General features: G+C 71.4%; 18 protein-coding genes. 5 read left to right on the forward strand and 13 right to left on the reverse strand.

All coding sequences use genetic code 11. From position 1 onward, the window contains the following. Positions 1-13 precede the first annotated feature (13 nt). Positions 14-1765, forward strand: coding sequence for a malto-oligosyltrehalose trehalohydrolase (gene treZ, locus B0B15_RS04365; protein WP_076673562.1), 1752 nt, complete (start codon positions 14-16; stop codon positions 1763-1765). Between the two features lie 106 nt (positions 1766-1871). Here treZ and B0B15_RS04370 read toward each other — a convergent pair whose 3' ends face one another. From B0B15_RS04370 to B0B15_RS04405, 8 genes are all read right to left on the reverse strand, one after another. Further along, positions 1872-2912, reverse strand: coding sequence for a sodium:calcium antiporter (locus B0B15_RS04370; protein WP_076673564.1), 1041 nt, complete (start codon positions 2910-2912; stop codon positions 1872-1874). An 83-nt stretch (positions 2913-2995) separates the two neighbouring features. Continuing rightward, positions 2996-3811, reverse strand: a complete 816-nt coding sequence (locus B0B15_RS04375) for a tryptophan-rich sensory protein (RefSeq protein WP_076673566.1) — start codon at positions 3809-3811, stop codon at positions 2996-2998. A 234-nt stretch (positions 3812-4045) separates the two neighbouring features. Beyond that, positions 4046-4777 (reverse strand): glutamine amidotransferase-related protein, encoded by a 732-nt coding sequence (locus tag B0B15_RS04380; protein ID WP_076673568.1) that lies wholly within the window; start codon positions 4775-4777, stop codon positions 4046-4048. A gap of 83 nt (positions 4778-4860) precedes the next feature. Then, positions 4861-5961, reverse strand: coding sequence for an ABC transporter ATP-binding protein (locus B0B15_RS04385; protein WP_076673570.1), 1101 nt, complete (start codon positions 5959-5961; stop codon positions 4861-4863). Further along, on the reverse strand, positions 5958-6776 hold the full coding sequence (locus tag B0B15_RS04390) for an ABC transporter permease (protein ID WP_076673572.1): 819 nt from the start codon (positions 6774-6776) through the stop codon (positions 5958-5960). The genes B0B15_RS04385 and B0B15_RS04390 overlap by 4 nt, the downstream gene beginning before the upstream one ends. After that, on the reverse strand, positions 6764-7681 hold the full coding sequence (locus B0B15_RS04395; protein WP_076675159.1) for an ABC transporter permease: 918 nt from the start codon (positions 7679-7681) through the stop codon (positions 6764-6766). The genes B0B15_RS04390 and B0B15_RS04395 overlap by 13 nt, the downstream gene beginning before the upstream one ends. Then, the gene (locus B0B15_RS04400; RefSeq protein ID WP_076673574.1) at positions 7678-8817 is read right to left on the reverse strand and encodes an ABC transporter substrate-binding protein; all 1140 of its coding nucleotides are present in this window, start codon (positions 8815-8817) and stop codon (positions 7678-7680) included. Before B0B15_RS04400 ends, B0B15_RS04395 begins: the two co-directional genes overlap by 4 nt. Before the next feature lie 210 nt (positions 8818-9027). After that, a complete protein-coding gene (locus B0B15_RS04405) occupies positions 9028-9603 on the reverse strand; it encodes a LysR substrate-binding domain-containing protein (RefSeq protein ID WP_256334253.1) in 576 nt (191 codons plus the stop codon). Positions 9604-9784: 181 nt separating this feature from the next. Here B0B15_RS04405 and B0B15_RS04410 point away from each other — a divergent pair, with 181 nt between their 5' ends. Continuing rightward, the gene (locus tag B0B15_RS04410) at positions 9785-10174 is read left to right on the forward strand and encodes a DUF1304 domain-containing protein (RefSeq protein WP_076673578.1); all 390 of its coding nucleotides are present in this window, start codon (positions 9785-9787) and stop codon (positions 10172-10174) included. Between the two features lie 288 nt (positions 10175-10462). Here the strand turns inward: B0B15_RS04410 and B0B15_RS04415 are convergent, their stop codons facing one another. The 4 genes from B0B15_RS04415 to B0B15_RS04430 all read right to left on the reverse strand — a co-directional run bounded on the left by B0B15_RS04415 (position 10463) and on the right by B0B15_RS04430 (position 17354). Further along, entirely contained in the window at positions 10463-10870 is a 408-nt protein-coding gene (locus B0B15_RS04415; protein ID WP_076673580.1) for a transferase, read from the reverse strand. A 274-nt stretch (positions 10871-11144) separates the two neighbouring features. Then, positions 11145-11921, reverse strand: a complete 777-nt coding sequence (locus tag B0B15_RS04420; protein ID WP_076673582.1) for a DNA-formamidopyrimidine glycosylase family protein — start codon at positions 11919-11921, stop codon at positions 11145-11147. Beyond that, positions 11914-16587, reverse strand: coding sequence for an ATP-dependent helicase (locus B0B15_RS04425; RefSeq protein ID WP_076673584.1), 4674 nt, complete (start codon positions 16585-16587; stop codon positions 11914-11916). The genes B0B15_RS04420 and B0B15_RS04425 overlap by 8 nt, the downstream gene beginning before the upstream one ends. Before the next feature lie 101 nt (positions 16588-16688). Beyond that, positions 16689-17354, reverse strand: a complete 666-nt coding sequence (locus tag B0B15_RS04430; protein ID WP_076673587.1) for an alpha/beta hydrolase — start codon at positions 17352-17354, stop codon at positions 16689-16691. Positions 17355-17490: 136 nt separating this feature from the next. Here B0B15_RS04430 and B0B15_RS04435 point away from each other — a divergent pair, with 136 nt between their 5' ends. Both B0B15_RS04435 and B0B15_RS04440 read left to right on the forward strand, forming a co-directional pair. Continuing rightward, the gene (locus B0B15_RS04435) at positions 17491-18105 is read left to right on the forward strand and encodes an NUDIX hydrolase family protein (protein WP_076673589.1); all 615 of its coding nucleotides are present in this window, start codon (positions 17491-17493) and stop codon (positions 18103-18105) included. 82 nt (positions 18106-18187) lie between these two features. Beyond that, positions 18188-20110: a M3 family metallopeptidase gene (locus B0B15_RS04440; protein ID WP_076673591.1), complete on the forward strand. Its 1923-nt coding sequence runs from the start codon at positions 18188-18190 to the stop codon at positions 20108-20110. A gap of 85 nt (positions 20111-20195) precedes the next feature. Here the strand turns inward: B0B15_RS04440 and B0B15_RS04445 are convergent, their stop codons facing one another. Further along, complete coding sequence (locus B0B15_RS04445) at positions 20196-21263, reverse strand: threonine aldolase family protein (protein ID WP_076673593.1); 1068 nt, start codon at positions 21261-21263, stop codon at positions 20196-20198. Positions 21264-21364: 101 nt separating this feature from the next. On the opposite strand from B0B15_RS04445, the gene B0B15_RS04450 reads away from it, so the two are divergent. After that, positions 21365-24562, forward strand: coding sequence for a DEAD/DEAH box helicase (locus B0B15_RS04450; protein WP_083708857.1), 3198 nt, complete (start codon positions 21365-21367; stop codon positions 24560-24562). Positions 24563-24633: the final 71 nt, after the last annotated feature.

A 24633-nucleotide genomic window follows, 5' to 3' on the forward strand; every position in this document is an offset into this window, starting at 1 on the left:
AAAGGAGCACCGTATGAGCATCGACGTTTGGGCACCCAAGGCGGAGCGGGTGCGGCTGCGCCGGCTGGATGACAGCGGGGATGCCGTTGTCGAAGACATCGAGATGCAGTCGGCCGCGGACGGGTGGTGGACGGCTCCGGTCGACCTCGCCGACGGCGAGCGGTACGGCTTCGTCCTCGGCGACGGCGACGACCTGCGTCCCGACCCGCGTTCGCGGCGCCAGCCGGGCGGCGTGCACGAGGCCTCGGCGTGGTTCGACTCCTCCGTCTACGCGTGGAACGACACCGCGTGGACGGGCAAGCAGCTCGCCGGCGGCCTGATCTACGAGCTGCACCTGGGCACCTTCACCCCCGAGGGGACCTTGGATGCCGCGATCGGGCGCCTGGACCACCTCGTCGACCTCGGCGTGACCCACGTGGAGCTGCTGCCGGTCAACGGCTTCAACGGCACGTGGAACTGGGGCTACGACGGGGTGCTCTGGTACACCGTGCACGAGGCGTACGGCGGACCCGAGGCGTACCAGCGCTTCGTCGACGCCGCCCACGCCGCGGGGCTCGGCGTCATCCAGGACGTGGTCTACAACCACCTCGGCCCCTCCGGCAACTACCTGCCGGAGTTCGGCGAGTACCTCCGCGAGGGCAGCCGCAACACGTGGGGCGACTCCGTCAACCTCGACGAGGACGCGGTCCGCGCCTACATCGTCGAGAACGCCCTGATGTGGATGAGCGACTACCACGTCGACGGCCTGCGCCTGGATGCCGTGCACGCGCTGCTCGACCACCGCGAGCCGCACGTGCTGCAGGAGATCGCGGAACGCACCGACGCCCTCTCGGCGCACCGCGGCATCCCGCTCACGACCATCGCCGAGAGCGACATGAACGACCCGAAGCTGATCCTGCCGCGCGAGGCCGGCGGGTACGGGCTGACCGCGCAGTGGTCGGACGACTGGCACCACACCGCCCACGTCGCCCTGACCGGTGAGACGATCGGGTACTACGAGGACTTCGCCGACCTCGACGCCTTCCGCAAGGTGAGCGAGAGCGGCTTTTTCCACGACGGCACCTACTCGTCGTTCCGTGAGGAGAAGCACGGCAAGCCCATCCCGGATGCCGTGCCGAACTGGCGTCTCGTGACCTTCGCGCAGGACCACGACCAGATCGGCAACCGCGCCGCCGGTGACCGTCTGTCGCAGTCGCTGGACTACGACCACCTCGCCGCGGCCGCGGTGCTGACCCTCACCGCTCCGGGAACGCCGATGCTGTTCATGGGCGAGGAGTGGGGAGCCACCACCCCCTGGCAGTTCTTCACCTCGCACCCCGAGCCCGAGCTCGGCAAGGCCACCGCCGAGGGGCGGATCGCGGAGTTCGAGAAGATGGGCTGGGACGAGTCCACGGTTCCCGACCCGCAGGACCCCTCCACGTTCGAGAACTCGAAGCTCGACTGGGATGAGGTCGGCGAGGGCGATCACGCGCAGCTGCTCGGCCTCTACCGCGAGCTCGCGAAGCTGCGTCGAGAGCGCCCGGAGCTCACCGACCCCTCGCGCGAGGGGCTGTCCGCGGCCGCCCGCGCGACCGACGGCGGGCGGGTCTACGAACTGCGGCGCCGCGACCTGGTCGTCGTGGTGAACCTCTCGGATGCCGAGGCCACGGCATCCGTCGTCTCCGGTGCCCGCGTGCTGCTGGCCACCGCGGACGGCGTCGTGCTCGAGGGTACGGCGTTGACGGTCCCTGCGGGAGCGAGCGCGATCGTGGGTCCGGTGCTTTGAGCCCGGCGTCGACGGCCTCGCTCCCTCTCGGGACGGGGCCGTCCGCGCGTCGGGGGACGCGTCGCGCTCGGCCGCGCTCGTGCGATCGCTGAGCGACCGGCCCCGGTCACCCGGAGATCGCGAACAGGCCGCCGACGCCCATGGCGTAGAGCACGAGAACGACGAAGGAGTCGACGCCCATCCCGAGGATCCGCCGCTGCGGGCGGAAGATGAGGCCGACGACGTAGACGAGCGTCAGCAGCGCCGCGAGCGCGGTCAAGTAGATGTCGGCGCCGTTGGCCTGCGGGAGCACCGCCGCACCCGAGATCACGGTGGCGAGCAGGAACAGCACGGGCAGGAAGGCATTGCCGCCGAAGATGTCGCTGATGGCGAGGTTGTCGTCGCCCTGCCGGATGGCCTGCAGGCCCGTCGAGATCTCGGGGAGCGAGGTCGCGAGCGCCAGGACGGTCGCGCCGAACAGCACTCCCGAGAGGCCGATCTGCGACGAGGCGGCGTCGCCGGCGCGTTCCAGGACGACACCGGCGACGAGCGTGGCGAGGGCCGAGACCGAGAAGACCACCGCGGCCTTCTTCGTGCTCATCTTCTTCGTCGCGCGTGTGGGCTTCGGGCTCGCGTCGGGCGCCCGACCGTCCTCGTGCCACGGCAGGTGCTTCCCGGCGCGCTGCACCAGGAGCAACCCGACGACCCAGATCGCGGCGATGAGCACCACATCCGGCGTCAGCCGCAGCACCTCGAGGCCGTCGGGGAGCTGACTCCCGGCGACGACCACCGCCAGTACCGCCACCACGACCAGCCCCTCGAGCACGAGGGTGAGCGAGGCCGCGCGGTAGGTGAGGGGTTTCACCCCTCGGCCGCGTCTGCCGAAGGCATCGAGGATCACGAGCACGACGGTCTGCAGGGCGATGCCACCGAGGATGTTGCCGACGGCGACCTCGAGATTGCCCGCCATCGCGGCCGACACGGTGATCGCGATCTCCGGCAGGTTCGTCGCCACGGCGAGCACGATGAGCCCGCCGAGCGCGCTGCCCAGGTGCAGGCGCGCGTCGAGGACGTCGGTCGCCTTCGAAAGCTGGATGCCGGCGACCCACACGACCGCGGCGGCGGCGACGAAGATGACGACGAGGAGGAAGAAGGGCAGTGAGTCCACGCCCCGATTACATCCCTACGCCCTCCGGCGTCGGATGCTCTTGTGCGGCGGATGCGAAGGGATTAGGCCTCGCGACCTCCGACTCAGTCCACGCTCGGGCGGATGAGGCGCAGCGCGCTCACGGCCAGCGGCGGGAGGAGCACGACGACGGCCACGATGATCGCGGTGATCCCGATCGGGGTGCTCTGCGGCTCCCCGCCGAAACGCTCGACAGCCAGCCAGCTCAGACCCCACGCCAGGGCCAGGGCGGGGGCGACGCGCCACGAGCTGCGCCACGCAATCGCCAGGCCGATGAGCGCCACCACGATCAGCACGGCGATGCCGATGGCATCCGCCCCCTCTTCCCACGACGGCGGGACGACCGTTGTGAGCCACGCGGCCGTGTTTGCGACGGTGGCGAGGGTGACCCAGCCGAGGTGCAGGCCCGTCACGCCGTCGATGAGGACGGAATCGACGGCGCCGCCGCGCGGTTCGCGGGTGGCCACGGCGACGCGGAAGGTCCAGCCGAGGGCCGCGAGCAGGAGGACGATCACGACGACGGTGAGGAACAGGGTGCCGAAACGCGCCGCGACCAGCCACAGGCCGTTGAGCGTCATGGTCAGGGCGATGAGCCAGCCGAGGGCGCGCTGACGCGGGTTCGTGCGTTGGCGGGGGAGGGCCTGCCAGATCGCGTAGGCGATGAGGCCGAGGTAGATGACCGACCAGATCGAGAAGGCGGGACCGGCCGGGGCGAGGTACGACCCGTCGGTGTCGAGGGCTCCGCCCTGCTGGTCTTCGACGGCGGAGTTGCCGAAGGCGCCCGCCCCGATGACGGCCGCGATGAGCATGAACGACACCGCGGAGAGGACGACGATCTGACGCGCGAGGTCGGCGCCCCGCCACTGTGCTGCTGCGTTCATACGAGAACACTAGAAAAGCTAGGTAAATGGCGGCACTGGGCTTGACTTTGCCTTCCTCGTCGCCCTCGTGGCACGGCAGCCGTCGAGGTCGACGGGCACATCGGCGGGAGGACACGGCGACACCCCGGAGCGTGGTACGAGCGGGACGGGGTTCCGCGGCGCCCAGTCGCCGTCGTGTACGCCGGGCCTCAGAACGGCCGCACGCAGGCCTCGGCACGCGCGGCGGACCGCCCGTCAGGCGGCGACGGCGCGGGCGGCGAACGAGCGCAGCAGCAGCGTCGGCTGCTGGACCGACGCGGTGCGCACGAGCGCGGAGACCTCGTCGAACGCGTCGGCGTCGAAGTATCCGGCCTCGCGGTACACGCGCATGCGGGCGACGAAGGCGTCGGCCGTCGGCTCGGGGTGGAATTGCGTCGCCCACAGACCCGCCCCGGCGCGGTAGGCCTGCACGGGGCACGCGTCGTTCCATGCCAGCAGGGTGGCACCGGGTGGCACGCTCGCGGTCCCCTCCTTGTGCGCGGTATACGCCTGGAACCGGGGGTCCAGGATGCCGAAGAGCTCGTCGTCGCGTCCGGCCTCGGTCAGCGTGATCTGGGCGGGACCGGTGTCTTCCGGATGCTGGAGCGTCACGACCCCGCCGAGTAGGCGCGTGACCACGCCGATGCCGAAGCAGGTGAAAAGGACGCTCGTGCGGCCTTCGATCGCGGCGGCGGCCAGGCGCTCGAGGTCGCGTTCGAGGCGGCGCTGCTCGTCGGTCTTGTCGGGATCGGTGACGTTGAACGGGCTGCCGCCCACCACCACGGCGGCGTAGCGCTCGAGGTCGGCCGGCAGCGGCTCGCGCACCAGGTCGTGGTGCACGAGGTCGTCGCCCGGCACTCCCAACCCGTCGCGGAAGGAGGCCCACTCCGCCACAGCCGCATCGCGCTGCGGACGCGCGCAGACGTAGAGCAGGGGAAGCGGAGTCACCCAGGGATTCTATTCGGCTCGCGGCGACGCCGAGCAGGGCTGGAAACGCGACGGAACCTGGGGGCGCCCGAGCGGCGGCGGGATCAGCCGGCGACAGGACGCGTGAGCACTGCCACGTCACCGAGGCGCACGCGCACGCGCGCTCCGACCGCGAGTCCGAGGTCGGCGTCGTGCTGCACATGCACGCGCGCACCCTCGGCAGTGGTCAGCAATGAGCGGCGGATGCTGCCGAGGAACGTGGTCTGCTCCACCACGGCATCCGTCCCCTCATCGCCCGCTCCGACGAGACGCACGTTCTCGGGGCGCACGAACACCTCGCACGGGCCCGCCTCGGTCGCGGCGAGCAGGGGCAGGCGTCGCCCCCACACCTCGACCGCGTCGCCGACGACGAAGCCGGGGACGAGGCTCGACGACCCGACGAAGGCCGCGACCTCCGCGGTCGCGGGGCGCGTGTAGAGCTCTTCGGGACTGCCGACCTGCAGGATGCGGCCGGCGCCCATCACTGCGACGCGGTCCGACACGGCCAGGGCCTCCTCCTGGTCGTGCGTGACGAAGACGGTCGTGGTGCCGAGGCGCTGCTGAAGACGGCGGATCTCGTCGCGCAGTTGCACGCGAACCTGAGCGTCGAGGGCCGACAGCGGTTCATCGAGCAGCAGCACGCGCGGCTCGGTCACCAGGGCCCGCGCCAGCGCCACGCGCTGCTGCTGACCGCCCGACATCTGGTGCGCGTACCGATCGGCGAGATGTCCGAGTCCCACCAGGTCGAGCGCCTCGCCGGCCCGGCGGCGGGCTTCGGCCGTGCCCATGCCCCGGCGCCGGAGGCCGAAGGCGGTGTTCTCGAGCGCGCGCAGGTGGGGGAACAACGAGTAGGACTGGAACACCATGCCGATGTCGCGCTTGTTCGTCGGCACACCCGAGACGTCGCGGCCGGCGATGCGCACCTCACCCCCGCTCGCCTGTTCGAGCCCGGCGAGCACGCGCAGGGCCGTCGTCTTCCCGCAGCCTGAGGGCCCGAGCAGCGACACGAACTCTCCGGGCGCGACGTCGAGGTCGACGCCGTGCAGCACGCGCGTGGAGCCGTACTCCTTCACGACACCGCGCAGTTCGACGCCCGCACTCGCGCCCGGGATCGAGGCCGTCGCGGCGCCGTCGGAGAGAGCGCGGGCGGGGGTGTCGGTGGTCATGAGGTCTTCTTTCCCGACCCGGCGCCGATGCGTCCGACGCGGCCGATGATGAGTAGCAGCACGAACGCGAACGCCAATGCGAGCAGGGTGAAGATCGCGGCGACGTAGCCGTCCTGCTTGTTCACCACGACGAGGGCGGTCTGCAGGGTCTGACGGTTCAGCAGCGAGGCGATGGTGAATTCGCCGAGCACCACGGCGACGGAGATGAGAGCCGCAGACAGCAGCCCCTGCCGCAGGTTGGGCACGATGACGCGCAGCAGCACGGATCCCCAGCCCGCGCCCAGCGTGCGGGCGGCTTCGGAAAGAGTCGCGAGGTCGATTGCGTCGATCGAGGCCTGGATCGATCTGTAGGCGAAGGGCAGCACGAGGATGCCGTAGGCGAACGCGAGCGTCCACGCTCCGGTGCCGAGCGTGCGTCCGATCTGCAGGTAGATCGGCGTGAGTCCCACGACCAGCACGATCGCGGGGACCGAGATGGGCAGCAGTGCGACGAACTCGAAAACCCGTCGGAGACGCGGGAAGGCCAGCGCGACGAGCACGAGGGTCGGGGTGAAGAGACCGAGCACGAGCGCGACCGTGACGGCGGCGAGAATCAGTGAGTTGCCCAGTCCCGTCCAGATCGGGCGGTACTTCGCGGCGCTGGCCGGGTCGAAGACGCCCGCCCAGCGATCGAACGACAGTCCTGAACCGCCGGGCAGGGGCGTGAGCGTGAAGAACGCGGTCGCGGCGAAGGGCACGACGAAGGCGAGGCCGACGACGACCGCGATGATCCAGCGGACTGGGCGCGGGGGAGCGAGCGGATTCACGACTGCCATCTCGCGGCGCGTCGCTGGATGAGCGCGTAGACCACCATGACGCCGGCGACCACGACGATCATGCCGAGGGCGAGCGCGCCTGCGAGGTTCTCCCGTCCGAGCACGGTCTCGCTGGTCAGTGCCGATCGGATCTGCAGGGGAACGATCTGCGACCCCTGACTCGCGAGCGCTGCGGCGGTGGCGTACGACGAGAACGCGTTCGCGAACAGCAACAGAAGGCTCGCGAGGAATGACGGCGCGAGCACCGGGATGCCGACGTGGCGCCAGAACCCGCCACGCGTGCCGCCCAGCGTCAGGTGCGCCTCGACCCACTGTGGTTTGAGGGCGGCGAGCGCCGGCATGAACGTCAGCACCATGAGCGGGATCTGGAACACGAGGTAGGCCACGACGACCCCGGGGAGGTCGTAGAGCCACACGCCGTTCTCGTACAGCGAGATGCCGGTGAGCTGACGCAGCATCACCGTTACCACGCCCTGCGCACCGATCGCCGCGATGAGCACGAACGCGAGCATCACTCCGCCGAACTGGGCGAGGACTCCGGATGCCGCGTCCACGGCGGTTCGCACGGCACCGGTCTCGGCGAGGCCGAGCATGGCCCAGCACACGAGGGCTCCCGCGACGGAGCCGATGACCGCGGTCACGAGCGACACCCACGCGGAATTGGCGAACGTCGACAACACGAGCGGATCGCCGAGCGCGGCGACATTGTCGAGGGTGAAGGCGCCGCCGCGTCCGACGAAGCCCGAGCCCACCGCGAGGACGGTCGGCAGGGCGAGGAAGAGCACGACGTACGCGGCGAAGGGGACGAGTCCGAGCCACGCCCAGCTGCGACGCGCCGCGCCCCGCGGCGCCGGAGCGGGCTGCTCCGACGCCGCGGGGACGACGACCTGGTCGAGAACGGTCACTTGACCGCCGTCGCCCACTTCTGTCCGAGGGTGTCGCCGGCCGTCGTCGACTGGGCCTCGGTCGGCACGACGGTCTCGCTCGGCGCCGTCGGCAGCGCTGCGGCGAGCGTCTCGTCGATCGTGCCGGCCGTGGTCATGGCCTCCATGCGCGCGGGACGGGCTCCGCCCTTGAGCCAGAGGTTCTGCACCTCGTCGCTGTAGAGGAACTCCTGCCACAGGCGGGCGGCGGCGGGGTGCGGGGCGTCCTTGTTGATCGCCTGGTTGTAGTAGCCGGCGTATCCCGTGCCCGGAATCACCACGGTCTTCCACGTCCGCAGAGCCGTGGCCTGCGCGGCGTTGAGGTAGTCCCAGTCGAAGACCACGGGGGTCTCGCCGCTCGCGATCGTGGCGTCGGTGGGGTCGACCTTGAGGAAGTTGCCGGCCGCGTTCAGCTCGCCGAAGAATTCGACGCCCGGCGTGAAGTCGTCGAGCGTGCCGTCGTTCTGCACGGTCGCGAGGCCCACCGCGGCGAAAGCGGACCCCGCCTGGGTCGGGTCGCCGTTGATGGCGACAGCGCCCTTGTAGGCCGGCTTGAGCAGGTCGCTGAGCTGGGTCGGCGCCGGGAAGCGCGCGGAGTCGTAGCCGATCGACATGTACCCGCCGTAGTCGCCGACGAACAGACCCGACGACTCCTTCAGAGCGTCGGGGATGTCGTCGAAGGTCTGCACCTGGTAGGCGGCGAACTTGTCGGTGTTCTGCAGAGCCACGGCCAGGCCGAGGTCGAACACATCGGGGGCGGTGTCGAGGCCCTCGTTGGCGGTTGCGGCCTGGATCTCCTCGGCGCTGGAGACGTCGGGCGACTGCTCGTTGATCGTGATCTCGGGGTAGCGCTGAGCGAACAGGTCGAGGATCTCGCCGTAGTTGGCCCACGTTCGCGGCAGCGCGATCACGTTGAGCTGGCCCTCGGCCTTGGCCGCGGTCTCGAGGTCGGCGAGAGTGCCGAAGGCGGCGACGCTGGTCGCGGTCTTGGCGTCGACGCCGCCGTCGGCGGAGGAGTCGGCGCTGCCGCCTGCGCAGCCGGCGAGCGCGATCGTCGCAGCCGTGACGAGGGCGAGTCCGGCGATGGTGCGGCCGGCGGGGAAGCTCGGGAATGACATGGTTTCCTCTCGGGTCTCTCGGGAGGCGCGGCCGGAACGGCCGACATGAGACGGAGGCAAACTACGAGGCCGGCGTGACCGTCGAGGACGCGGCGGGTGAATTCGGGTCGTCCTGCGGGCGAACGAATTGCGGCATGGTGCACTTTTCGCCGTGCGGATGGTCCGTGCGCCGAGAAGCGCTTTCCGCTCGGGACGGGACGGGGCGGAGCGTCAGCGGGAGGAGCGCGGCGTGCGCCCGCGCACGATGCCGACGAACTCCTCGACGTCGGGCGTCGTCCGCTCGCGCTGCCAGGCGAGGGCGACGGTGGACACTGGTCCGTCTCGGAGCACGCGGTAGTCCACGTCGCGCCGCTGGTACGCCCGGGCCAGCGACATCGGTACCACGACGATCCCGACACCCGCGGCGACGGTCTCGATCGCCCCGGCGGTGTCGGCCGGTGGCGCGAAGCGGGGCGACACGGCATCCGGGATCTCGAGATGCAGCACGTCGTCGGCCGGAATGATCTGGATCTCACCGGCCAGATCGGCGAGATCGATCTCTTCGGCGGCTGTCAGGTGCGAATTCGTCGACATGACGACCACCGGCCGCTCCTCGTACAGCGCGATGACGTGCAAATCGTCGGATGCCGTCAGCGGCAGACGCACCAGCGCCACATCGACCTCGTCGAGGGCCGCCACCTGTGTGTCGACCGCGATCTCGCGCAGTTGGAGCGTGACCCGGGGCATCCGCTCGTGCCACAAACCGATCCACTTTCCGGGGGTGGCACCCGGGACCGCGCCGAGCACAAAAGTGCGCGGCTCCTCGCGGGGAGGGCTCGGGGCGGGCTTCGGCTTCGCTCTCGGAGCGGAACCGCGCTTCGCGGACGCGGCTTTCGAACGGGATGTGCGGCGGGGTGATCCGCCGCGACCGCGTGACCCGTTGTCGTTCGCCATGATCCCAGGCTATCCGCGACGCTAACGTGGGGGCATGATCGGCATCCTCGCACTCGTCTTCGCGGGGCTCGCCGCCCTGCTGCACGTCTACATCTTCGTGCTCGAGAGCGTGCGCTGGACGCGACCGAAGACGTGGAAGACCTTCGGCATCGCCGATCAACGCGCCGCCGACATCACCAAGCCGATGGCGTACAACCAGGGTTTCTACAACCTCTTCCTCGCGGTCGGAGCAGCGATCGGCGTGGTGCTGTGGATCGTGAACGGCACCGGCGACGTCGTCGGGCGGACGCTGCTGATCTTCTCGCTCGGCTCGATGCTCGCGGCCGCGCTCGTGCTCGTCACCTCGGGCCGGAAGTACCTCCGCCCCGCCACGATCCAGGGGACGCTTCCGCTTCTCGGCCTCGTGCTGACGATCCTCGCCTGAGCGACCCGGGAGCGCGCACGCCGCGGCTGGCGTCGTGGTGTTTCGCACCCGGGGAGATGCCGGGGCGTTCCGAGGCGAGGGTGGCGCCGGGGGTTCCGTGACGCGGGTGACGCCGGTGCGTTCCGCGTCGCGGGACCCGTCCCGAGGACGATGCTCCCGCATCGCGCGCCACGCCTGGCGTCGCAGCGACCCGCGCTACGCGGGTGCTCCGGCATCCCGTCCGGGATGACGAAGACCCGCACGCTCCGGGGAGTCGTGCGGGTCGATGGATGCCCGTGCGGGCGGGGGTCAGGCCGCGAGGCGCAGGCCGCGACGGTCGGTCGCGACGGCCTCGCCGTCGTTGATGATCTCGTCGTCGCCGATGAGCGAGCCCACCGCGATGCGCGCGTTGTGGCCGACCTGGGTGCGGACGCCGATGTGAGCGCCGGCGCCGATGACCGCGCCCGCGCAGATGTGCGCGTGCGGCTCGATACGGGCCTCCGGACCGATGACGGCGTCGGACTCGATCCATGCGCCGCGACCGACTCGAACACCGGCCGCGATCTGAACGCCGGGTTCGACGTAAGCGCCGTTCTCCACGAGCGCCGACGGGTGGACCTTCGCGCCGTGCGCGACGAGGCCCCGACCATTGACGTGCTTGCGGTAACGCAGCGTCTCGCCGTGGTCGTTCTCGATGTCGATGTAGTTCTTTCCCACGATCCCCTCCGGTCGGCCTTCGGGTGTGCCGACATTTCTGATAACGGGCGGGGAATGCTCTTCATTCCCTCGAATGGTTCTTCGTCGCCCCTCCCGCTTTCGGTTTCCTCGATGTCGAGAGATCGTCGGCGGCGCCTTCCCCCCGCGTTGTGTTGTCCCCTTGTTCTCGCATGTCCGTCCGACAGTCGCGGGCGGGTTGACAGCGAAGCGCCGGACGGTTGGTTTCCGTGTCGGGATGCCGCGCCGCGGGCGTGCCGGTGCGAGGCTCCTGCGCTCAGCCGGGTTGGCAGGTCGGGCACCAGAACACGTTGCGCTCGCTCGTGTCCGATGCGCCCAGGGTGGTGGCGCGGATCGGGGTGCCGCACCGACGGCACGGCGCGCCCTCTCGCCCGTAGACCCAGAACCGACGGCCGGGGCGATTGTCGCCCGTGAATGTGCGCTCCGGGCGGGGGAGGTTCGCGCGGATCATGCGCTCGCCGAGGGCGATCGTCGCGCGGGCGTCGATCTCGGTCGCGGGTGTCGTCGGGGCGATGCCTCGCACGAAGAGCAGTTCATTGGCGTAGACGTTGCCGAACCCCGCGACGTTTCGCTGATCGAGCAGGGCCACGTGGGCCGCCCTGTCGTCGAGCGAGACGCGCCGGACCGCTTCGGCTTCGTCCCAGTCGTCGGCGAGCAGATCGGGACCGAGGTGGCCGATCACCGTGTGCTCATCGGTGGTGCGCAGCACCTCGACCATGGCGAGGTCGAAGCCGACGGCATCCATGCCCTCGACCCCGACGATGGCTCGGGCCTTGAACGCGGGGCGTCGCCACCGCTGTCCGGGGCGGTAGAGGTCCCAGCGGCCCTCCATCTTGAGGTGCGAGTGCAGGGTGTAGCCGCCCATGCGGTGCAGCAGGTGCTTGCCGCGGGCGGCGACCTCGTGCACGGTCTCGCCGCGGAGGTCGGCGGTGGCGCTGCCGGGCACGCGGATGTCGAACCGCGTGACGACCCTGCCCGCCAGCGCGGCGTTCATCTTCGCGGCGGCGCGGTAGACGGTGTCGCCCTCAGGCACGGGCGCCCTCGCGGAGGGTGTCGCCGGCCGTGAGCTTGCGCAGGGTGAGGCCCTTCGGCGACTCGACGAAGCCGGCCTCGCGCAGGGCGCGTCCGACTCCGGTGCCGTACACGAACTCGCCGTTCACCTGCTCCACGGTCAGGGTGTCGAGCCGCCTCTTCCGCGCGGTCTCGGTCAGGTGCCGGGCCGCGGCCTGCAGGGCCGCCTCGTCGTCGGTGAAGGCCAGGGCGCTGCGCCCGCCGCGCTCGAGGTAGAGCGTGAGCTCGCCGTCGACGAGCACGACCAGTCCGCCGGCCTTGCGCCCGGGCCGGTGCGTGACCCCCTCGATCGCGGGCCAGCCGAGCGCGGCTCCATAGGGGTTCGCCGGGTCGGTCGCCGCGAGCGTGACGGTGCGCAGCGGCGGAGGATCGGCGACCGCGGCGAACTCGCGCAGGCGGTCGACGGTCGCCGAGGCTGCGAACTGGGCGGCGCCGAGCTTCTCGATGACGTAGCCCCGTCGGCAGTGTCCGGCCTCCTCGAACCCGGCGAGGATGCGGTAGACCTGCGCGAAGCCGCCGGGAACGCCCTCCGATTGCACGGCGCCTCGCGTGACGACGCCGTATCGGTCGAGCAGCAGGCTCGCTGTGGCGGTCGCCCGTGCGGCGGGGTCGGGTTCGCGCTCGGGGAGGAGCGACCAGCGACCGCCGAGCGACGGCGGTCGAGGCGCCGAGGTGGCGCGGGGCATCGTCGCGCCGCGGTACATCCGCGCCCGCGGGGCCCGCCGGGCGACGCGATGCGATTGACCGCCGCCGCTGAGGAGGGTGCGCACGGGGGCGAAGGTGTCGTTGGTGACACGCCCCGCCCACGTGAGGGCCCACAGGGCGTCGTTGACGGATTGCTCGTTCTCCGCCCCGGCCAGCTGCTTCACCTGCGCGGCGAAGTACGCTCCGCCACCCGCGAGCACCGCGAGGATGCGCGCCTCGAGGGAATCGGGGGCGGGGTCGTCGGCGTCGTCGGGGTCCTGCAGCGTGAAGGGAGCGGCCTCCGCCGGGTGGAGGGCGATCCATCCGTCGCGGCCGGGCAGGGTGCCGTGCCCCGACCAGACGACCTCACCCGTGGCGGTCAGCTCGTCGAGCAGGGCGGGGGAGTAGTCCGCGACGCGCGAGGGGAGCACGAGCGATTCCCATGCGCTCGCGGGGATCGGCACCCCGGCCAGCTGCTCGATGACGGCCAGCACGCCGTCGATGCCCTCGAGGGGGCGGCCGAGGTGCTGCCACACCGGGAGGAAGCGCGCGTACGCGGCCGGGGGGACGGGCTCGACGCTCCCGCGGATCGCGGCGAGGGAGCGCATGCGCAGGCGGCGCAGCACCTCGACGTCGCACCACTCCGTGTCGTCGCCGCGCGCACCGCCCGAGGCCTCCGGCAGGAAGAACCCGCTCGAGAGGCGCCCCTGCGCCTCGAGGCGCTGCAGGGTGAGACGGGCCACGGCGACGCCGACCCCGAGTCGTTCGGCCACGGCATCCGTCGTGAACGGGGCGTGCGTGCGGGCGTAGCGGGCCACGAGGTCGCCGAGCGGATCGGCGAGCGGTTCGAGGAAGGCGTTCGGGATGCCGACCGGCAGCGCCGCGCCCAGGGCGTCGCGCAGGCGCCCGGCGTCTTCGATCCCGGCCACGCGCGCGACTCCGGCGATCGTGACGCGGATCGCGCGACGTTCGTCCACGAGCGCCGCGAGGTGCTGCTCCGCCTCGGCGACGGCATCGCCCTCGGTGTCGAGGCGCGCCGCCACCTCGCTCGCGTCGAGGGGCCCGAGGATGCGGAGCAGATCGGCGACGCCTTCCACCCCGCGCGCGCGGCGATCGGGGTCGAGGCGTTGCGCTTCGCGCTCGAACTGCGCGATCACGTCGGGGTCGAGCAGCTCGCGCATCTCGACCTTTCCGAGCAGCTCGCTCAGCAGCGCGGGGTCGACCGAGAGGGCCGCGGCACGGCGTTCGGCCAGCGGCGAGTCGCCCTCGTACATGAAGGCGCCCACGTAGCCGAAGAGCAGGTCGCGGGCGTACGGCGACGGCTGCGAGGTGGTGATCTCGACGAGGCGGATGCGTCGCTCGCCGATCTGACGCGTGATGCGCAGGAGGGCGGGGAGGTCGTAGACGTCCTGCAACACCTCGCGCAGCGTCTCGAGGATGATCGGGAAGGCCGGATGCCGCTTGGCGACCTCGAGCAGCTGGGCGGAGCGTTGCCGCTGCTGCCAGAGGGGCGAACGCCGGTTGGGGTTGAGTCGCGGGAGCAGGAGCGCACGGGCGGCGCACTCGCGGAACCGCGAGGCGAACAGCGCGGAGCCGCCCACCTCGTCGGTGACGATCTGCTCGAGTTCGTCGGGCTCGAAGACGAAGAGGTCGGCACCGGGCGGTTCGGCCGCGGCATCCGGAACGCGAGCGATGATGCCGTCGTCGCTCGCGACGGCGGCGCCCTCGACCCCCAGTCGCTCGCGGATGCGGGCGTTGACCGCCAGCGCCCAGGGGGAGTGCACCTGCATGCCGTATGGGGAATGGAGGATGATGCGCCAGTCGCCGACCTCGTCGCGGCTGCGCTCGACCGTGAGCGTCTTGTCGGTGGGAAGGCTTCCGGTCGCCTCGCGCTGCTCGGCGAGGTAGGCGAGCAGGTTGGTGATGGCGTTGTCGTCGAGTCCGGATTCGCGCAGACGCTCCTCGGCCTTGGCGCGGTCGGCGCCCGCGATGTCGCGCGAGAACTTGCCCAGCGCCTCGCCGAGCTCGGCCGGGCGGCCGATGCCGTCGCCGTGCCAGAACGGCAGCTTCCCCGGTTGGCCGAAGGCGGGTACGACGTTCACCCGGTCGTGGGTGATCTCGACGATGCGCCAACTGGTCGTGCCGAGTGTGAACACGTCGTTGACGCGCGACTCGTAGACCATCTCCTCGTCGAGTTCGCCGACGCGAGCGTTCTGCGACTCTCCGGCGACGAAGACGCCGAACAGGCCGCGGTCGGGGATGGTGCCGCCGCTGGTCACGGCCACGCGCTGCGCGCCCGGTCGACCCGTCAGCGTGCCCGCATCGCGGTCCCACACCAGCCGGGGGCGCAGTTCGGCGAACTCGTCGGACGGATAGCGCCCGGCGAGCAGGTCGAGCGTCGCCTCGTAGGCCGAGCGCGGGAGCGAACGGAAGGGCGCGCTGCGCTTGACGGTGTCGAACCACTCCTCGACGTCGATCGCGCCGAGGGCGGAAGCGGCGACGGTCTGCTGGGCGAGGATGTCGAGAGGGTTCTGCGGCACCGAGATGGCCTCGATGCGTCCGCCGAGCATGCGCTCGGTCACCACCGCGGTGTGCAGGACGTCGCTGCGGTGCTTCGGGAAGAGGGCGGCGCGACTGACCTCGCCGACCTGGTGGCCCGCGCGGCCGACGCGTTGGAGTCCGGATGCCGCGCTGGGCGGCGACTCGACCTGGATGACGAGGTCGACCGAGCCCATGTCGATGCCGAGTTCGAGACTGCTCGTCGCCACCACGCAGCGGAGGACGCCGGACTTGAGCTCGTCTTCGACCTGGGCCCTCTGCTCCTTCGAGACCGACCCGTGGTGCGCCTTGGCGAGGATCGCCGACACCCCGGCCGACGAGCCGGCCTGCGCCATCTGCGCCGCCGGCACGGTCGGCTCGGGCACCTCGATGCCCTGCCGCTCGGCGTAGATCTCGTTGAGACGCCCCGTCAGACGTTCCGCGAGCCGGCGGGAGTTGGCGAACACGATGGTCGATCGACGCTCCAGGATGCGATCGACGATCGCCTCCTCCACGTGCGGCCACACGGAACCCGCCATCTCTGTGCTCTCGGGGCGCTCCGAGAACCACTCGCCGTCGCCCGCCTCGTCGGGGGCGGGAGATCCGGGCGGGGGCGGCGGATTGAGCATGTCGTCGACCGGCACCACGACCGACAGGTCGAACGCCTTCGTGGCCTTCGGCGCGACGATGTCGACGGGCTGGGCCCCGCCGAGGAAGCGGGCGACCTCGTCGATCGGCCGGATCGTGGCCGACAGCCCAATGCGCTGCGCGGGGGAATCCAGAAGGGCGTCGAGGCGCTCGAGGCTCACCGCGAGGTGCGCGCCGCGCTTCGTGGCGGCGACAGCGTGGACCTCGTCGATGATCACCGTGTGCACGCCGCGCAGGGTCTCGGCCGCCTGGCTCGTGAGCATCAGGTAAAGCGACTCGGGGGTGGTGATCAGGATGTCGGGCGGATCGGTGACGAGCTTCCGCCGGTCGCTCGAACTCGTGTCTCCCGATCGCACGCCCACGCTCACGGCCGGGACGTCGATGCCGAGCCGTCGCGCCGACTGTCCGATACCGACGAGGGGGGAGCGCAGATTGCGCTCGACGTCGACGCCGAGAGCCTTCAGCGGCGAGATGTACAGGACGCGGGTGTTCGTCGCCGGGGCCTTCGCTGCCGCCTTCTTGTCGCGGCGAGCGGGCGCAGCATCCGGGACCTCGGGGGCTTTCTCGCGGAAGATGCGGTCGATCGCGAAGAGGAAGGCCGACAGTGTCTTGCCCGACCCTGTCGGGGCGACGACGAGTGCGTTGCGGCCGGACGAGACGGACTCCCACGCCCCCTTCTGCGCGTTGGTGGGCGCGGAGAACGCGCCGCGGAACCAATCCTGCGTTGCAGGACCGAATTTCTCCAGCACGTCGGCCATGCCGACATCCTCTCCCGGACCTCCGACATCGGGCCGGGGTTGACGTTCGCTGGTCGCGGAACGCGCGTCAAAACGCCGCGGCCGCGCGGGCCCCGCACCGCTCACGCCGACGCGGCATCGCGATCGCGCAGGCGCGCCTCGAGGAACGCCCGCACGTCGTCGAGTTCGTCCTGCGAGATCGAGTGCGTGAGACCCGGGTACACCCGACCGCTCAGCTCGCTATGCACGGGGAGCCACTGCGCCGTCGAATCAACGAGGGCCGCGGGGATGACGTCGTCGGCTGCTCCACGCCCCCAGAACACGGGAGGGCGGCGCTCGGCGAGGACCTCATCGCCCGGCAGCTCCCCACCGGGCGCGTACCCGGCGAGCACCACGGCGAACGACACGGCATCCGGGGCCACGCGGAGCGTCTGCAGGGCCACCGCGCCGCCCTGCGAGAACCCCAGCAGGCCCACGGGCGCCGCTCCCACGGCATCCTTCACCCAGGACAGCACCGCGTGCGCCGCGAGCGTGACCGCATCGGGATCGCGGCCGTCGAGACCCTCGATCGGGTACCACGACGCCCCGGGCATCGGCCATGGCGGCGCCAGCGGCGCGCGCACGCTCGCGACCACGAACCGTTCGGGCAGGTGCGGCACGAGGCCGAGAAGGTCGTGCTCGTCGGAGCCGTAGCCGTGCAGGAGCAGGAGCACGGGTCGCCCGGCGCGCTCGTCGGCCGGGACGGACCACCGCACGACGGACGGATCGAGGGAGGGATGCGCGCTCATGCCGCCATTGTGGCAAAGGCCTCCGACATCGCCGGTCCGGCCGACCGGCCGAGCGGGGTGGTCGAGGCGGGACGGCGGCGACCGGTCGGAGACCGGGAAACGCGGCATCCGGAGCAGACGTTGATATACAGGGAGCATGCCCGTGCGCACCCCCGACCCCGAACCCGGCGACAACGGCGACGAGCGCGAGTCGCTCTCCTCCTCGTTCTCAGGCGCGCAGGGAGGTCCCAACCCCAACCCGGGCTGGCTGAGCGAGGTCGAGCTCGCGGAGGCGCGTCGGCGCCTGCCGATGCTTTACGTCGAAGCGCTCCCGGTGCGCACCGACGGCATGGGCGCGGTGACGCAGGTCGGCATCCTGCTGCGGGCGACGCCGCTCGGCGAGATGACGCGCACGCTCGTCTCGGGGCGGGTGCGCTACGGCGAGACCGTTCGCGACGCGCTGTTCCGCCACCTCGAGAACGATCTGGGGCCGATGGCCTTCCCGCTTCTTCCGCCGCAGCCCACCCCGTTCACGGTCGCGGAGTACTTCCCGCTGCCGGGTGTGAGCGCCTTCCACGACGACCGCCAGCACGCCGTGTCCCTCGCGTACGTCGTGCCGGTCACCGGCACGTGCGAACCGCGCCAGGACGCGCTCGAGGTCACCTGGCTCTCGCCGCAGGAGGCGGCATCCGACGCCCTCTCCGACGAGATGGAGGGCGGCCGCGGCACGCTCATCCGCCTCGCCCTCGCCTCGGTCGGCGCACTGCGCTGACGGTTCCTCCCCAGGGGCGGCCGGTCGGGCGGTTCTCCACCGCCCATTGCCCGGTGTCGTCGGCCCTGCCTAGGGTCGGAGGATGCCGGCTTCTCCCCTGGAACCCCTGACCCTGCCCCGCGACCTCGACGAGTGGCGCGTGTTCGCCGAGGAGCGCCCCCGCGGTCTGCTCGATCGGGTCGTCGAGATCGACGCGCAGCTCGTGGCCGAGGCCGACCTGAGCCTGCGCGAGCGTCTCGCGCTGTGGAACGAAGCGGATCTCGCCCTCAGCGAGGCCGCCGCCCCCTCCCACCTGATCAGCGAGTCGCACCCCGACGCCGAGGTCCGAGACATCGCCGAGAAGCAGGCGCAGGCCGTCGACGCGGTGCAGTCCAAACGGCTCCTCGACCGCGACCTGTGGAGCGTCTTCGCCGACGCGGACCCCGACGGGCTCGACGCCGACGAGCAGCGCTTCCTCGCGCACGTCCGCCGCGACTTCCGCCGTGGTGGTGTCGACCTGGAGGATGCCGACCGCGAGCGCGTACGGGAGCTGACCGACCGCGACACCGAGCTGTCGCTGACGTTCTCGCGCAACATCCGCGAAGGGCGCCGCGAGATCCGCGTCCCGGCGTCGTCGCTCGAGGGGCTCCCGGCCGACTTCCTCGACGAGCATCCGGCCGACGACGAGGGCATGATCACCCTCACCACCGAGTACACCGACCTCATGCCCGTGCGGGAGTACGCCCGCGACCGATCGGTACGGCATGCGCTGGTGGGCGCGTACAACGACCTCGCCTGGCCCGTCAACGAGCCCGTGCTGGCCGAACTCCTCGCCGTGCGGGCCGAGCGGGCGCAGATCCTGGGCTACGGCGACTGGGCAGACTACGAGACAGAGACGCGCATGATCGGCTCCAGCGCCGCCGTGGCGACGTTCCTCGACCGCGTCGCGGCGGCAGCGGCGCCGGCGGCGGCCGCCGAGTACGAGCGGGTCCTCGCCCGCCTGCGCCACGACGATCCCCACGCCGACGCCGTCACGATCGCCGACTTCTGGTACGTCCTCGGAGCGCTCAAGCGCGAGGAGTACGACGTCGACGCGCAGCGGGTGCGCTCGTACTTCCGCTTCGACCGCGTGCTCGACGGGGTGCTCGCCACGACCGGACGTCTGCTCGACGTCGAGTACGTGCCGGTCGAGACGCCGTCGTGGCACGACGACGTGCGCACGTACGACGTCGTCCGCGCGGGGGAGCGTCTCGGTCGCATCCACCTCGACCTCCACCCGCGCGAGGGCAAGTACAACCACGCCGCGTGCTTCGGGCTCGCGCCCGGGATCGCGGGTCGTTCCCTGCCCGAATCGGTGCTGCTGTGCAACTTCTCGCGCGGCCTGCTCGAGCACGACGAGGTCGTGACCTTCTTCCACGAGTTCGGCCACCTCGTGCACGACATCCTCGGCGGACATCAGAAGTGGGCGCGGTGGACGGGTGTCGCCACCGAGTGGGACTTCGTCGAGGCCCCCAGCCAGCTGCTCGAGGAGTGGGCATGGGATGCCGAGGCGCTCGCCGTTTTCGCGCGGAACGACGAGGGCGAGCCCATCCCCGCCGACCTCGTCGCTCGCATGCGCACCGCCGACGCGTTCGGAAGAGGTCTAGAGGTCACGAGACAGCTCGGACACGCCACGACGTCGTACCGCCTGCACGTCGACCGCCCCGCCGACCTGCGTTCTGCCGTCGACGGCTACTACCGCGCCGCGAGCCCGGTGACACCGCTCGACGGGTCGCACTCGTACGCCGGATTCGGGCACCTCACGGGCTACGGGGCCTGCTACTACACGTACCAGTGGAGCCTCGTCATCGCGCGAGACCTGCTGTCGGCGTTCGGCGACGACCTCTTCGACGTCGACACGGCCACGCGCTATCGGCGAGAGATCCTCGAACCCGGCGGGACCCGCGACGCCGGCGAGCTCGTCCGGGCCTTCCTCGGGCGCGAGAGCACGTTCGACGCCTATCGCGACTGGCTGACGGGAGCGTGAAACGCCCCGGGCCGCGGCATCCTGTTCCGGATGCCACGGCCCGGGGCCTCACGCCGCCGCCCTCTGCGGGTGACGGGGCCTCACCTCACGCGCTCGTCTCGCGCGCGATCGCGGCGACGAACGCGTCGATGTCGTCTTCGGTGGTGTCGAACGAGCACATCCACCGCACCTCGCGGCGGATCTCGTCCCAGTCGTAGAACCGGAAGCTCGCGCGCAGCCGGTCGGCGACACCGACGGGCAAGGTCGCGAAGACGCCGTTCGCCTGCGTGGGCTGCGTGAACTCGACGCCCTGGATCGAACCGTCGGCGAGTCCCGCCTCGACACCCGCACGCAGGCGCTGTGCCATCGCGTTGGAATGACGAGCGTTGCGCAGCCACAGGTCGCCGTCGAGCAGGGCGACGAGCTGCGCCGAGACGAAGCGCATCTTGCTCGACAGCTGCATGTCGAGCTTGCGGAGGTACGTCAGACCGGTCGAGGCCTCGGGGTCGAGCACGACGATCGCCTCGCCGATCATCGCGCCGTTCTTCGTGCCGCCGAAGCTCAGCACGTCCACACCCGCGTCGCGGGTGAAGGCACGCAGCGGCACGTCGAGGGCGGCGGCGGCGTTCGCGATGCGTGCGCCGTCCATGTGCAGCCGCATGCCGTGCCCGTGCGCGTGCGCGGCGAGCTCGCGGATCTCGTCGACGGTGTAGAGCGTGCCCAGCTCGGTCGACTGCGTGATCGACACGACGAGCGGCTGCGCGCGGTGCTCGTCGCCCCAGCCCCACGCCTCGCGGTCGACGAGCTCGGGGGTGAGCTTTCCGTCGTCGGTGGGGACCGTCAGGAGCTTGATGCCGCCCACGCGCTCGGGTGCACCTCCCTCGTCGACGTTGATGTGCGCGGTGGACGCCGAGATCACGGCGCCCCAGCGGGGGAGCATCGACTGCAGCCCGACGACGTTGGCGCCCGTGCCGTTGAAGACGGGATACGCCTCGACGCCGTCGCCCAGGAGCGACACGAACAGCTCCTGCAGGCGCGCGGTGTAGACGTCTTCGCCGTAGGCGACCTGGTGGCCTTCGTTGGCCATCGCGATCGCGGCGAGCACGTCGGGGTGGATGCCGGAATAGTTGTCGGACGCGAAGCCGCGTACCGACGTGTCGTGGAGGGAAGTCACTCCTCCAGCGTAACTTTTCCCGGCTCCTCCCCAGGGGGCATCCATCCACCGATGTGCGCCTAGCGCGACGGGGTGTCGGTGGCCGCCACGACAATGGGGGGATGCGGTTGGACCCGGAAGCGCTCAGTATCGCCGGCGAGATGTTCTCGGCGTCGGCGATGACGCGTGCCGACCGTCTGCTCGTCTACGGTTCCGTCGAGGTGGGCGACGCGCGTTCCGTCAGCGGTGTGCTCGTTGTCGCGGCGCAGTCCTTCGGGGCGTCGGGCTACGAACACCTCGAGCTGCGCGTCCCTGACGATCTCTCCCGCCTGTCCGGGTGGTGCTCGTGCGGTCGCGGACCCGAGTGCGAGCATTCCTGCGCGGCCGCGCTCGTGCTCTTCGACCGCCTGATCTCCGCGGGCCGTCCCCCTCGGCCCGAGTGGCAGCGTTCGCTCGACGAGCTGTTCTCCACCGCGACCGCGGTCGACGACGAGGCGCCCTTCGACCTCTGCATTTTCCTCTCGATCCGCCGGGGTGGGGGGCGCGGTCACGGCACGGCGCTGACGCTGAGCGCGCGGCCCGGGGTGCGGGGTTCCCGCGGCACGTGGATCAAGGGCCGCGCCGGCTGGTCCGCCCTCGCAGCCCTCCCGGCCGATCCCCGCGCGCGCGCCGCGCTCGACAGCCTGGGGCGGCTGGGGCGCTTCAGCTCCGGTGCCTACCTCTCCGACGAATGGATGCCGCTCTCCGCGGTCCCGCCGCACTCGCTGTGGTTGCAGCTCGAGGCCGTCGTGGCCGCGGGTGTCCCGCTCGTCTCGGGTGCCGGCATCCATCACCCGGTTCGCATCGTCGAGAAGTCGGCGACGGCGGCGGTGTCGCTGGACCGCCGGGGCTCGGCCCTGCACGTGCGCGGGACGGTGCAGGGCGTCGACGCCGAGACGGCCGCACTGCCCTGCTGGGTCGTCGGCGATCCCGCCGTCGCGGTCGCCTTCGTCGACGATCGCGACGGAGACGACGAGCGCATCACGCTCGCACGTCTGGCGACACCGGCGTCGGGACCGGTCCGCGGGCTCCTCGCCCGGTCGGGTGCGCTCACGGTCGACGAGCGCGGGTCCGAGACGTTCCTGCGCGATTACCTCCCGCGCCTCCAGCTGGATGCCCCTGTCGTGTCGCCGCGGGGCACGGTCGATGTTCCCGAGGCGCCGCGGCCGGTGCTCGAGGTGATCGTCGAGCATCGCGAGGGGGCCACAGCCCTCGCCACACGCTGGGATCGATCGTCGACGCGGGGGCGCCGACACGATGAGCACGAGAGGGCCGTGTGGGCCGCCGTCTCCGCCATCGCCGAGGAGCTGCGCATCGACGTCCCGGCGCCGTTCCCGACGGGCGCGGCCCCGGCTCGCGCGATGGCGCCCGCCGCCGCCGCCCTGTTCGTCGGAGAGGGGATGCCGCGTCTGCGGGGCCTCGAGCACGTGCGGCTGCACGTCACCGGCGACGACCCCGCCTATCGCGCCGCTTCCGAGGCGCCGGTGGTGCAGCTGAGTACCGGCGCCGACGACGGCAGTGATTGGTTCGACCTGAACGCGCGGGTCACGGTCGGCGACGTCGAGGTCGACTTCACCGCGCTCTACACCGCGCTGGCGCTCGGCGATCGCGTGCTGTTCCTCGGCGACGGTGCGTACGTGCGGCTCGACACCCCGGAATTCGACCGCCTGCGCGCGGTGATCGACGAAGCCCGCACCCTCGCCGACCGGCCGGGCAACGATCTCACGATCAACCGCTACAACGTGGGCCTGTGGGACGACCTGTCCGAGCTCGGCATGCTCGGGGCGCACGAGGCCGAGTGGTGGTTGCGCGTGCGCGGCTTGACCGACGAGGCGGCCCTCACCCGGATCGAGCCGCCGGCGGGCCTGCGCGCGACCCTCCGCGACTACCAGCGGTCCGGGCTGGACTGGCTGCATTTCCTTCGTACGCAGGGGCTCGGAGGCATCCTCGCCGACGACATGGGGCTCGGGAAGACGGTGCAGACCATCGCGATGATGGAGGCGGCCCGCGTCGACGACCCCACCCTGCCGCCGTTCCTGATCGTCGCGCCCACGAGCGTGGTGGGCAACTGGGCGCGCGAATGCGCGACGTTCGCGCCCGACCTCGAGGTCCGCACGATCTCGGCCACCCGCGCGCGGCGCGCGGACACGATCGCCGAGGCGGCGGACGGCGCCCACGTGGTCGTCACCAGTTACGCCCTGTTCCGCCTCGAGCAGGAGCAGTACGCCGAGGCCGCCTGGTCGGGTCTCGTGCTCGACGAGGCGCAGCAGATCAAGAACCCGTCGTCGCGGGGCTACCGGGCGGCTCGCGCGCTGGCGGTGCCCTTCACGCTCGTCATCACGGGCACGCCGATGGAGAACAACCTGCTCGAGCTGTGGGCGCTCATGTCGCTCGTGGCGCCGGGCCTCCTGGGGACGCGCGAGTCGTTCACCGAGCTGTACCGCACCCCGATCGAGAAGCACGCCGACGCGGAACGTCTCGACCTCCTGCGCCGGCGCATCCGGCCGTTCCTCCTCCGGCGCACGAAAGACCTCGTGGCCGCCGAACTGCCGCCCAAGCAGGAGACCATCATCGAGGTCGCCCTGCATCCCGCGCACCGAAAGCTCTACGACCGTCGCTTCCACCGCGAGCGTCAGCGCCTGCTCGGACTGCTCGACGACGACGCTGAAGGCAACCGGTTCGCCATCTTCCGCTCGCTGACGATGCTCCGCCAGCTGGCACTCGACCCGGCCCTCGTCGACGAGGGAGACGCGCCCTCGGCGAAGCTCGACGCTCTCGAAGACCTGCTGGTCGAGGCGGAGGCGGAAGGGCATCGCGTGCTCGTGCTGAGCCAGTTCACGCGCTTCCTGCGAGCCGCTCGCCAGCGCTGCACCGACGCGGGATTGGCATCCGGCTACCTCGACGGCACGACCGTCAACCGGCAGGCCGAGATCGATCGGTTCCGCGACGGCAGTGACCCGGCGTTCTTCGTCTCGCTCAAGGCCGGCGGGGTGGGGCTCAACCTGGTCGAGGCCGACTACGTCGTACTGCTCGACCCCTGGTGGAACCCCGCGGTCGAGGAGCAGGCGATCGACCGCGCCCATCGCATCGGGCAGACGCGGCCGGTGATCGTGTACCGGCTGGTCTCCTCCGACACGGTCGAGGAGAAGGTCGTCGCGCTCCGCCAGGCCAAGGCCGATCTCTTTTCGCGCGTGCTCGACGAGGATGCCGACGAGGGCGGCGGCGCCTTCGCCGGCGGCCCGAGCCTGACCGCCGACGACATCCGGAGCCTGCTCGACTGAGGGCGGGACGCGCCGACCGGTCTCTGGCCGCGGCCGGGCGCCGCCGGGACACCCGCCGCGGCCGGAGCGCC

Source organism: Microbacterium sp. RU1D, assembly GCF_900156435.1.
In the GTDB taxonomy this organism is placed as follows: Bacteria; Actinomycetota; Actinomycetes; order Actinomycetales; family Microbacteriaceae; genus Microbacterium.